Consider the following 11,149-nt stretch of genomic DNA (forward strand, 5'->3'; position numbering starts at 1 on the left):
TAATCTGGCCCCCGTGTCAAGGACACTAAAAAAAGAGTGGCATTAAAGATTTACGAGGCGAATAATAGATGATTCCTGTATTGAACAGGGGTCATCTTTTTTAATCCCCATTGATATCTGTGGTTGTTGTAATAGCGAATGTAACGATCGATTTCTTGCTTTAACTCTTGAAGGGAACGGCAACTACGATGATCGACATGGTCCTTCATGTGGCCGAAGAACGATTCTTGGGGAGCATTGTCCCAACAGTTCCCGCGTCTGGACATCGACTGGCCTAACCCATTCTTCTTTAACAACTCCTGATAGATGGGACTGGTATAATGGCTGCCCTGATCTGAGTGGATGAAAGCATCCTTTTGGAGCTTTAGACGTTTCTGTTTCTTGAGAGCGTCAACAGTATCCGTGGCAATGTCTAATGTCAGCCGATGGGATATATTGTGAGAGAGGACCTCACTTGTTGAGGCATCCAGTATGGTCGACAAATAGGCCATCCCGGATCGGCCGTATGGAAGGTACGTGATATCCGTAAGCAAGGCCAGACCCGGTATGCCCTTCTTGAAGTCCCTCTGCAGAGTATTGGGTAAGGTTCGGTGTTCCAGCGTAGCTTTGGCCATGCGTTTATAAGGGTTGATTTTTCTGTGCGGACATACGATGTTAAATTTCTTCATCAATCTACGGATTTTCTTTAGGTTATAGATGACACCAAACTCGTGCTCAAGAATCATCTTGATGGAGCGTGAGCCCTTCTTGTAACCCCTTCGTTCGAAAGCCTTCTTAATCAGCTTCCCTGCCTCAGCATCCGAACGGACCCGCTCTAAACGTAAATCTGCAGCTTGTAAGTAGCTGTAATACCCCGAACGAGATACGTTAAGCAATGAGCAGAGGTATCCCGTCATACGTTCCAAGCCTTGATCCACGGCTTCCTTTATGAGCTCGAACAACTTAATCTTGCTTAGGTTCATTCCCTTTGCTACCAGCAACCTTTCTTTCGTATCTAGCTTTTTTAGCAGTTCTACTTGAGATTCGAGTAGATGAATCCGTGCTTCTTGTTTTGCAATGATTTCTTCCTGCGATAACTCTCTATGTAAAGGGCGACCCGAGGCTTCTTTTCGGGAGTCAGACAACCCAATAATCCCTCCAAGGTCATAGGCTTTTTTCCAACGTCCGGCAGATTGTTCTACTCGTTTCATTCCAATTACGGTAACATCAAACCCATGAGTTTCAAAGATCTCTCTAGGTGTCTTTCCCATCATATATTCGTCAATGAATAACTGCTTAAATTCATCTGCATAGGTTATCGCTTTGTCGCTAACATTCCTTACATATCTGTTCTTTGATATCTGTTCACGTTCTTCTTCTGTGAATCGCTTCTTGCTCACGATGTAATCCCCTCCATTGCTTCTTCAGTATACAAAAAGGTACCCACAGTCCGCACACCTTTTTTCAAAGTGTCCAGTCTATGGGTACCAGTGTAGAGTAGGCATGCGTGCCAATTCTCCTTTTTCATTGCTTATATTGGGTGCATCTGTTAAAATACAGAACGAATGTTCAGTATGGATGGGACGGAGTGAAATGGAATGAATATGAATAAAAAACAACTACAGACTGAGCAGACCAAGAAGAAACTTGCGGATGCTTCCAAAGCCCTTTTTGTACAAAAAGGTTATAAAGCAACGTCCATTGAGGATATTGTAGCTGCGACGGGCAGCAGCAAAGGCAATATATATTACCATTTTAAAAGTAAGGAAGGTCTGTTCCTTTATCTAATCGATGAGTGGGACCGGGAGTGGGAAGAGAGCTGGGCGGCCAAAGAACATCTCTATCGCACCTCCACGGAGAAAATTTATGGTTTGGCGGAACAACTCGTCATGGATGATATGAATCACCCGCTGACGAAGGCAGCTGATGAGTTCTTCACAGGGGAAAAGAAAGAAAATGATATTGAGGAGCGGATCTCCTTAATGTTTGAGCGGCATATTCAATTTAATAAACAAATGATAGAGCAAGGCATTGAGAGCGGTGAGTTCAAAGCAGACAATGTAGATCATCTCGCGCTCATATTGGAAAGTACCATTATTGGCCTTAGTCAGATGTCACGGGGGATGGAGCCTGATCAGGCTCTTGCGTTATACCGCCAGGCCGCTAGTGTATTCTTGCACGGGATTGCAAAAGATAAAGCTTAAGCAACATTTTGACAACTACGGAGGATGGAATCATGGCATTACTAACACGGAACAGGGGCGCACTGCTGCTGTTAATGTTTAATATTTTTCTCGTTTTTACGGGTATTGGTCTGGTTGTACCGATCATGCCTGCGTATATGGATCTACTGCATATCACCGGATTCACGGTTGGATTGCTGGTAGCGGCATTTTCCTTCACCCAGTTTCTGTTCTCCCCGCTTGCGGGTCGTTGGTCGGATACATGGGGACGTAAGAAAATTATAGTCGGCGGCATGCTGATCTTTGCTGTATCGGAGTTTATGTTTGGTGCGGTCAATGCACCAGTCTTGCTCTTCGCAGCCCGCATGTTAGGCGGTATTGGTGCGGCGATGATCTTCCCGGCGGTTATGGCTTATACCGCAGATATTACAACAGAGGAAGAACGCGGTAAAGGTATGGGCTTGATTAATGCAGCCATTACAACTGGATTTATCATCGGTCCGGGAATTGGTGGATACATTGCGGACTTTGGCATTCGAATTCCGTTCTACGCCGCAGGGGTTGCCGGTTTATTGGCAGCGATCATTACAATGATTATCTTGCCTGAATCGGCACGAAGCACAGGAGAGCAAAGTAAACCTGTCGCTGGCGCAGTGAAAGTCAAAGCTCCGGGTATGGTAGCCCAATTGTTGAATTCGTACCGTGAGCCATACTTTTTCAGCTTGATCATTGTGTTTGTTATGGCATTTGGTCTGGCGAACTATGAGACAGTATTTTCACTGTTTGTGGATCACAAGTTTGGTTTCACGACGAAAGATATTGCATTCATTATTACATTTGGTTCCATTGCGGGTGCGGTTGTGCAAGTATCATTGATCGGTTGGTTGCTCAACCGGTTTGGTGAAAAGATGGTCATTTCGGTCTGTCTGTTATTCGTAGCGGTATTTGTACTGTTGACTTTGTTTGTGCATACGTACTGGCTCATTCTTGTTGTAACTTTTATCGTCTTCTTGGGAATGGATATCTTACGTCCGGCGATCAGTACACAGATGTCCAAATTGGCACAAGAACAACAGGGCTTTGTGGCCGGACTGAACTCGGCCTACACAAGTTTGGGGAATATCGCAGGTCCAATCGTAGCTGGAGCACTATTTGATGTGAATATTAATTATCCTTACGTTTCGGCAGCTGCCGTTCTAGCAATCTGTTTCCTGTTATCCCTGCGGGTACTCAGAGGGGTCAAAACGGTAAAACAACCGAAGGCTGAAATGTAATTTTATAATTGGAAAATAAAGCTTCCATATCAATGCATCAACACCAAAAAAGTCGACTACACATGTTTCATGTGCAGTCGACTTTTTTATTAGTGCGTGTATTAACGGATTTGCCCATTCGTTTCAATCAGTTTTTGATACCAGTGGAAACTCTGTTTGCGGATACGTCTCAGTTTCTTGATATCGAATTCCTCACGATCCACATAGATGAATCCATAACGTTTGCTTGACCCTTGATGTGTACTCACCAGATCGATCGCAGACCAAGGGCAGAAGCCAAACACATCCACGCCGTCCGTAATCGCCAGTTGAATCTGTTCGATATGTTTATTGAAGAATTCAATGCGATACGGATCGTTAACCACGTCACCTTCCTCCAGTTTATCAAAGGCACCCAGACCATTTTCCGTAACAATCAATGGCAGGTGATAACGGGAGTAGATCTGGCGAAGGGTAGAGCGGAAGCCCACCGGATCAATTTCCCAGCCAAACTCTGTTTTTTGCAGATTGGGATTCACAGATCCTCTATATGCGCCCGGTTCACCTACGATTTCATGCTGATCTCCTGTATGAGAGAAGTCATTGCCATCGTTCAGACTTTCACCAACCGTCTGGGAAGTGTAGTAATTAAACGCAATAAAGTCAGGGTTCCCTTGAGCCAGGATATCCATATCTCCGTCTTCAATGACAGGCGTATATCCTTTCTCTTCGAGATAACTCCAGGCAATATGATTATAACGTCCATATACTGCCATATCGAGATAGAGCCAGTTACGAATGGCAGCATAGTTATCAGCCGCGAGTGTGTCTTCTGGTTTGGAGCTAGCCGGGTAAATTACACCGATATTAGGAGCTGGGCCAATCTTGGCTTCAGGCAGCATTTCATGACACAGGACCATCGCTTTAGCTTGAGCAACCAGCATGTGGTGATTTTGCTGATACAGTGTTTTTTGCGGATCAACAAGTGTTGTATCCAGTGTACCCAGAGAGCCAGGATGCAGGATCAGCATATTTTGTTCGTTAATGGTCAACCAATATTTAACCCGGTCTCCGTAGTTCTCATAAAGGGTCTTGGCATATTGTTCAAAAGCATCAATCGTTGCACGGTTGGACCAGCCGCCTTTTTCTTCAAGTGCATAAGGAAGATCGAAGTGATACATCGTCACTATGGGTTCAATACCGTATTTAATTAACTCATTAATGAGAGAATCGTAAAACGCGAGCCCCTTCGGATTTACTTCACCCGCTCCTTGCGGATAGATGCGTGTCCATGCGATGGAGAAACGGTAGGCTTTGAAGCCCATTTCAGCCAGCAACGCCACGTCTTCTTTGTACATATGATAGTGATCACTGGTTACCTTGAAGTCGGTCACACCTTCCACATGGTTGCCCATGTCGATAACAGAAGGGCCTTTACCATCTTCATTCCAGGCTCCCTCAATCTGATAGGCAGAGGTTGAACCTCCCCAGAAAAAATCTTTAGGAAATGGTTTCAGTTGAGTATGTTTCATGGTTAGTTCCTCCTAAGTTGAATTCGTATAATATAAGTTGTGTCAGACAACGAGAGTCAAAAGGACATCATTTTTCTGTACATGTTCTTGAGTTGTTTCGAACACATCCACTTCTTGCTGCGTAAGAGTAACAATGACAGGGGTTACGGTTTCGTATCCGGCTTCCTTGATCTTATCGATGTCAAACCGGATTAACAGATCGCCCTGTCTGACGATATCCCCTTCCTGAACGACAGGAGAGAAGTATTTTCCCTTTAGCGCTACTGTATTGATGCCAATATGAATCAGAATTTCCGTTCCTGCGTTAGTTGTTAATCCAATGGCATGTCCAGTCGGGAAGAGGGAAGTGACAACACCATCTACCGGAGCGACAACTTCACCAATCTCAGGGACAATCGCCAAACCTTTGCCCATAGCACCAGTTGAAAAGGCTGGGTCGTTAATGGTACTCAGTGCTAAGGCTTTACCTGTAAGTGGGCTATAAATTTGTTCTTTCTTGATCTCCGTTGTTTTGGTCTCAGGTACGACAGGAAGCTCTACCGGCGTACTTTCAGCCGATGTGCTGGAGACAGATTCATTTTTCTCGGAAGCTGTGTCTTTCGTTTTGCTTTCATAACCAAACATCACCGTTAGTACTGCTGCTACCGCAAAGGAGCAGGCAATCGCAATTACGTAGACAACCGTTGGTGTATAGACAGGAATGGCAAATATATTGTGGAACACATAAGCAGTCATTTTAACACCAAAGTGACCATTGATGGCACCGCCGATCGCACCTGCGATAACCACGATAGGAATCACACGTTTATAACGCAGGATCAAACCGTATACAATTGGTTCAGTGACTCCTGCAAGTAAACCTGTAAGGCTGGTTGAACCAGCAAGAGTGCGCAGGGTTTTGTTCTTTTTGGCTTTTAGGAAAATACCGAAGGCTACACCGATTTGTGCAAATACAGCTGCAGCAGCCATGGCTTCAATCGGATCGCCGCCAACCCCGATATTCTGTATCGTGATTGGAGTAAAGCCCCAGTGGAGTCCAAAGACAACCATGAAGGTCATGAATCCACCGAGTACAACCCCTGATAATATACCGCTGACACCAATGAGCCAAGTTACGCCGGAGGAGATCCAGTCACCTACCGTGGTGCCAAATGGTCCAAAGGCCATTGCGGACAGAGGAACCATAATCATCAAAGCAATCATTGGTACAAGGAACAATTGCAGGTCTTTCAAAATGATTTTCTTGAGTAACTTATCCAGAACAGCGTAGATACTAATCGATATGAAGATTGGGAATACGCTGGCTGAATAATTCATCATCACGACTGGTATACCCAGGAACGATACATCTGAGCCCTTATCCATCAGCCTGGTGAAGCTCGGTTCCATCAGAGCGGCACCAATTACGCCAGCTACATAAGGATTTGCTTTCAGCTTCATACCCAGTGTAATCCCAAGGAAGATGGGCAAGAAATAAAATACAGCGTTGCCGGCAGCGGATAAAATCAGGTATGTGTCACTTGTATCAGACATCCATCCAAGCATGGTCAGGACAGTCAGCAAAGCTTTTAGCATACCTGATCCTGCCATGGCCGGGATTAACGGCGAGAAACTTCCGGATATAATTTCAAAAACTTTGGATAATAGCGAGGTTTTTTCCCCTGTGGACTCAGTCGTTGAGGAGGAGTCTCCTCCGAAATCCCGGTTTTTCATAATCTCCGCATATACATGAGCCACGTTACTACCGATGACCACTTGGAACTGGCCGCCGCTTTCGACAACGGTAATAATACCATCGTGTTTTTCCAACGTTTCGCGTTCGGCCTTTTTCGAATCTTTCAGGTCGAATCTCAGCCGGGTTGCACAGTGGACAAGACCATTGATATTGGCTTCTCCGCCGACGAGACGAACGATGTCATCCCCCATTTTTTTATGATCCATGTTCATTCTCCTTTGTTGTTAAGATTGCCTGAAAACAAAAAAATACCTAAACGAATGGCTATGATCATCGGAAAGATGACCTGTTGCCAATCATTTAGGTATCGCCTGCTTGAGCAGTAACAATCCTTGTCGTTAAGTTGTGAGACCTACTATATATGACGCCGAAATCGTTTGCAAGCTTTATTTATTCTGTGTCCACTAACTCGTTACGAGAAGTGACCCGTTGAATATGGATCGTCAAATACACCTTTTCATCAATGGACATGGCACTTTCAAACTTGTCCTCAAGGTACTGATTGATTAATTGGGTGCACTGAAAAGCCTTGCTATATTTGTCTTTCACTTGCTCATACAGAAAGTTATCTCCTGAAGCAAATTGCTCCTGTTCATTACTCAACATTCTCTGCACAAAATATTGAAGATGGGTAATAAACCGGGAATAATTAAATGAATTTTCATCCAGGGCGATGTGGTAATGGTTGGTCACAATGTTGAAGATATCATCAATAACTTCCGTAATTTCAACGGTTTGTTTCATGCCTTGAGCATCTTGACGAGCGTTTACAAAATGCATGGCAATAAAGCTGGCCTCATGTTCATCCATTTGGATGCCGAATTGTTCCTGGATCAGTTCCACAGCGTTCATGCCAATTCCAAACTCCTTCTTGTAAAACTTCTTGATCTGCCACAAAAGAGAATTCTTCAGCCCGACGGATTTACGGTACCGGGTAATAGCAAACTGAATATGATCGATCAATGATATATAGATATTATCACTAAAAATATCGCCCATTTCCTGTTTGGCATGGCCCACAATTTCGTCTGCCAACTTCAAATATTCAACCGATGTTTCCCCAATCAGATCAATTAGTTTTTGCGGTATTTTATCCGATTTCAGCACAAAGGTTTTTTCGATTTTATCCTCATCCACAGGCTGTCCGTTTTTCTTTTTGAAGCCAAGACCGTTGCCAATGACAACAAATTCGTGACCAACCTGGTTCTCAGCCCGGATGACATTGTTGTTAAAAATCTGACGGATGATCATATATGTGTTTCACCTCAATTGGTCGTAATAATAACAAAAAACCCAAACTAAGGCTTAATAGACAGCCTTGGTTTGGGTATCGCCTGCTTACCAGTAACAATCCCGAAGAAGACGCAGCTTCCTCTTTCAATTATGTCCACTATACCGCTTTCATAACAGAATAACAATACAATGATTTCTGGAAATGGACGTAAAGACGTGGATTTTTGGTATAATAAGAAATGCTGGAAGTGAATTAGATGGGCTGGGTTGCATAATAAGTTACCGAGGACGGTCATTTTTAAGCATATACAGGATTATTGGAGTGATAACATGAGCAATGCAAAAGGAAAAGGCGGCACCGGCCGTGGTACGGGGAAAAAAGGCTGGAACCGTTGGCAAGCCGCTGCTAACCGGGCGAAAAGTGCACCGAAGCCTTATAAAAGTAAAGGTACAAAGAAGAAGGACGATACCGAAAATTCAAGTGGCAAGCCCGAGTAAGTATGGCTTGACGATGCCAGAGGAGAGAGCTGCCTGACTAACGGGTGGGTCTCTTTTTGCTTGAAAAGATAAAAAATTAAATTGACAGTAGTGTAAATATGGTAATAATATAGAGCTTACGCAAATTAGATGGTAGTGCTACTATATAGAGAAAGGAGCATCAGCATGCCTGTTAATATGGATGAAAATCCACTTGGACTGATTCTTTCACGGACGTATCTGGCATATAAAAAAACAACAACCAGAAATCTGAGTGAACAGGATATTACTCCGGAACAATTTGCAGTTCTGAATGAATTGAGCAAGGCGGGAAGCCATATATCACAGAAAAAACTGGCCGAATTAACAGTGCGGGACCAGACAACGGTAGGCAAAATTATAGACAAGTTGATTCGTAAAGGTCTGGTGACAAGAGAAGAAGATCCACAGGACCGCAGAGCGGTTTTGCTTTGTTTGACGGCGGAAGGAATGGAAATGAATAACATTTTGACACCAAAGGCAAAACAGCAAGAGCAAGTGGCACTCGCCGAATGTTCCCCTGAAGAGCTCGAAGTATTCATGAATGTGATGAATCGCATCTATGAAAAAATGAAATAAATTTTTTTGGCCAAATATGTGCATGTGCATATATATGTAGTGCAATTATTTTAATTTTAACTAACGGGAGTCGTGAACGAATGAAAAGCTTCAAAGATTTTCTTAAAGTGCCACAGACAAAAATAGGGTTGGTTTTTGCATTGGTTGTTCCGCTGTTATTTGTTGTGATCTGGATGACGGGTTATCATCAAGCCACGGAGAGAGTGGATCAACTTCAAGTTGCTCTGGTGAACGAAGATGGGACACAGGGAACTGAGGTGCAGAAGCAGATTGAAACGCTCGCGCCTTTCCATGTCAATGTACTGGGTTCTGCCGAGGAAGCTGAGCAACAGATGAATGCAGGTAACTATGCGATGGTTATTGTTATTCCGGAAGGATTTACTGACCAGATTGAAGGCGGTACAGAGACGAGTTTGTCCTTCTATATTAATCAAGGAAATGCCGATGTAGCCAAATCCATTGTGGAACACGCGGCGACTGGAATGACTGCACAAATGGGACAAGGGATTCTGGAATCCAAGGTTCAAGTGACACTCAATAATGATAGTATAAACAGCGATGAACTGAGTGCAGCTATTGGACAAGCGATGGCAAAGATGAATGAAGGGCCTGTGAAGGCTGAAATTAATAAAACGAACAGCGTAAGTGATTTTGCAACATCGATGCTGCCCATGATTCTGGGTTTTATCACCTACATTGCTTCAATGACCATGAATATTCAGTTCAATATTACATCGAATATCATGAAGCGTAACCATTCCAAATGGGAAATCTTCTGGGGACGGCAAATGTTGTTATTATGTATAGCAGTGATCGTTCCTCTGATTGTGGACACAGTAGCTCTTCAGTTCACGGATGTTTCGAGCTCCTTCGGCGCTTTGTATCTGTATCATGTGCTGGTGAGTCTGGCTTGTATTTGTTTTACACAGATGAGTTTTGCTCTGTTTGGCAATGCAGGCCCTCTATTTAATGTAGCGATGGTTCCACTCCAGTTGATGACTGCAGGAAATATCATTCCAGCCGAGATGCTGGCGCCATTCTATCGTTATATAGGAGACTTTCTGCCCGCTTCCAATGGGGTACAGGGATTTATGCGTTTGATCTATAGTGGAGAAGCAGTGGGTGGATACATGGTTCATCTTCTGTTGATCTCGATTATTACATGGGGGATTACGTTGCTGCGAGTTGGCTTGCAAAAAGCAGGTAATGGACAAATGACGATGACGCCTCCAGCATCAGCACAGGCACAACATTAAGAGTTTCCTTCTATATATAATGTAATAACACACAAGAAAGTGGTTCGCGTATAGCTTTATACGTGCATCACTTTTTTTGTTTATCTTCTATAATACCTCTACTTATACTCGTAGTAACTTACAGTGCTCCAGTAATCTTGCATGACCTTGAGAAAAGGAAAACCTAAATTGAACATATTAATGAAGCTAAAATATATCAGAGGAGATGTAGGCTAATAATTTTAAAATCAATTAGACATGTATTGTGATGTTATGAATGGAAAGAATGTCATTTAAACTATAATAAACTTTACACTGAGATAGGAGAGCAACGCGGTGGAGGTAGTTGATTTGTAGTAAAATAAATTTTATTAAATAAAGTATTGTAATTAATATCTATACGTGATATATTATTAGTCCGGCCAAGAAAACACGGTTTAACACTGGTGCGGCAAGCGAATTGAATTAAGCTTCGAAAGAAACTTAAAAAAAGAGCTTGCAAAGTTGGTTCGGACATGATATTATATAAGAGTTGCTGAAGAGAACGACATTCGGTAACGAAACAAGTTTGATCTTTGAAAACTGAACAACGAGTGAGTAAACATTCTGCTTGCAGAATGAACGCGAAAGTTTGAAACAAGCCTTGGCTTGAATCGACTGGAGCACAAATGAGATTTTTAATCTCGTCAGATTCAAAATGAGCTTATCGCTCTTTTCAATACTTTATTGGAGAGTTTGATCCTGGCTCAGGACGAACGCTGGCGGCATGCCTAATACATGCAAGTCGAGCGGACTTGAAGAGAAGCTTGCTTCTCTGATAGTTAGCGGCGGACGGGTGAGTAACACGTAGGCAACCTGCCCTCAAGTTTGGGACAACTACCGGAAACGGTAGCTAATACCGAAT

The 11,149-nt window shown here is 43.4% G+C and carries 9 protein-coding genes and 1 rRNA gene; 6 read left to right on the plus strand and 4 right to left on the minus strand.

The window, feature by feature from the left end:
- Nucleotides 1-50: 50 nt before the first annotated feature.
- Nucleotides 51-1,379, minus strand: a complete 1,329-nt coding sequence (locus tag ACE04G_RS07620) for an IS3 family transposase (protein ID WP_338539556.1) — start codon at nucleotides 1,377-1,379, stop codon at nucleotides 51-53.
- A 204-nt stretch (nucleotides 1,380-1,583) separates the two neighbouring features.
- Between ACE04G_RS07620 and ACE04G_RS07625 the strand changes: the two genes are divergently transcribed.
- Both ACE04G_RS07625 and ACE04G_RS07630 read left to right on the plus strand, forming a co-directional pair.
- Nucleotides 1,584-2,183, plus strand: coding sequence for a TetR/AcrR family transcriptional regulator (locus ACE04G_RS07625; protein ID WP_091038948.1), 600 nt, complete (start codon nucleotides 1,584-1,586; stop codon nucleotides 2,181-2,183).
- Nucleotides 2,184-2,215: 32 nt separating this feature from the next.
- On the plus strand, nucleotides 2,216-3,436 hold the full coding sequence (locus ACE04G_RS07630; RefSeq protein WP_339182065.1) for an MFS transporter: 1,221 nt from the start codon (nucleotides 2,216-2,218) through the stop codon (nucleotides 3,434-3,436).
- 101 nt (nucleotides 3,437-3,537) lie between these two features.
- On the opposite strand, the gene ACE04G_RS07635 is transcribed toward ACE04G_RS07630, so the two are convergent.
- From ACE04G_RS07635 to licT, 3 genes are all read right to left on the minus strand, one after another.
- The gene (locus tag ACE04G_RS07635) at nucleotides 3,538-4,947 is read right to left on the minus strand and encodes a glycoside hydrolase family 1 protein (RefSeq protein ID WP_405131455.1); all 1,410 of its coding nucleotides are present in this window, start codon (nucleotides 4,945-4,947) and stop codon (nucleotides 3,538-3,540) included.
- A gap of 42 nt (nucleotides 4,948-4,989) precedes the next feature.
- A complete protein-coding gene (locus ACE04G_RS07640; protein ID WP_221818792.1) occupies nucleotides 4,990-6,888 on the minus strand; it encodes a beta-glucoside-specific PTS transporter subunit IIABC in 1,899 nt (632 codons plus the stop codon).
- A 184-nt stretch (nucleotides 6,889-7,072) separates the two neighbouring features.
- A complete protein-coding gene (gene licT / locus ACE04G_RS07645) occupies nucleotides 7,073-7,933 on the minus strand; it encodes a BglG family transcription antiterminator LicT (RefSeq protein ID WP_405131456.1) in 861 nt (286 codons plus the stop codon).
- A 312-nt stretch (nucleotides 7,934-8,245) separates the two neighbouring features.
- Here licT and ACE04G_RS07650 point away from each other — a divergent pair, with 312 nt between their 5' ends.
- The 4 genes from ACE04G_RS07650 to ACE04G_RS07665 all read left to right on the plus strand — a co-directional run.
- Nucleotides 8,246-8,413: a DUF3934 family protein gene (locus tag ACE04G_RS07650; protein ID WP_221818794.1), complete on the plus strand. Its 168-nt coding sequence runs from the start codon at nucleotides 8,246-8,248 to the stop codon at nucleotides 8,411-8,413.
- A gap of 165 nt (nucleotides 8,414-8,578) precedes the next feature.
- The gene (locus ACE04G_RS07655; protein WP_221818795.1) at nucleotides 8,579-9,010 is read left to right on the plus strand and encodes a MarR family winged helix-turn-helix transcriptional regulator; all 432 of its coding nucleotides are present in this window, start codon (nucleotides 8,579-8,581) and stop codon (nucleotides 9,008-9,010) included.
- A gap of 80 nt (nucleotides 9,011-9,090) precedes the next feature.
- Nucleotides 9,091-10,266 (plus strand): YhgE/Pip domain-containing protein, encoded by a 1,176-nt coding sequence (locus tag ACE04G_RS07660; RefSeq protein ID WP_221818796.1) that lies wholly within the window; start codon nucleotides 9,091-9,093, stop codon nucleotides 10,264-10,266.
- Nucleotides 10,267-10,968: 702 nt separating this feature from the next.
- Nucleotides 10,969-11,149: ribosomal RNA gene (locus ACE04G_RS07665) — 16S ribosomal RNA — on the plus strand; the annotation flags it as partial.

The sequence above is a fragment of the Paenibacillus sp. AGC31 genome, assembly GCF_057334655.1.

What these genes read in the sequence shown, in the direction of transcription:
- ACE04G_RS07625 (WP_091038948.1), top strand. Translation starts at nt 1,584, where the DNA reads ATGAATAAAAAACAACTACAGACTGAGCAGACCAAGAAGAAACTTGCG.
- ACE04G_RS07630 (WP_339182065.1), top strand. Translation starts at nt 2,216, where the DNA reads ATGGCATTACTAACACGGAACAGGGGCGCACTGCTGCTGTTAATGTTT.
- ACE04G_RS07635 (WP_405131455.1), bottom strand. Translation starts at nt 4,947, where the DNA reads ATGAAACATACTCAACTGAAACCATTTCCTAAAGATTTTTTCTGGGGA.
- ACE04G_RS07640 (WP_221818792.1), bottom strand. Translation starts at nt 6,888, where the DNA reads ATGGATCATAAAAAAATGGGGGATGACATCGTTCGTCTCGTCGGCGGA.
- licT (WP_405131456.1), bottom strand. Translation starts at nt 7,933, where the DNA reads ATGATCATCCGTCAGATTTTTAACAACAATGTCATCCGGGCTGAGAAC.
- ACE04G_RS07650 (WP_221818794.1), top strand. Translation starts at nt 8,246, where the DNA reads ATGAGCAATGCAAAAGGAAAAGGCGGCACCGGCCGTGGTACGGGGAAA.
- ACE04G_RS07655 (WP_221818795.1), top strand. Translation starts at nt 8,579, where the DNA reads ATGCCTGTTAATATGGATGAAAATCCACTTGGACTGATTCTTTCACGG.
- ACE04G_RS07660 (WP_221818796.1), top strand. Translation starts at nt 9,091, where the DNA reads ATGAAAAGCTTCAAAGATTTTCTTAAAGTGCCACAGACAAAAATAGGG.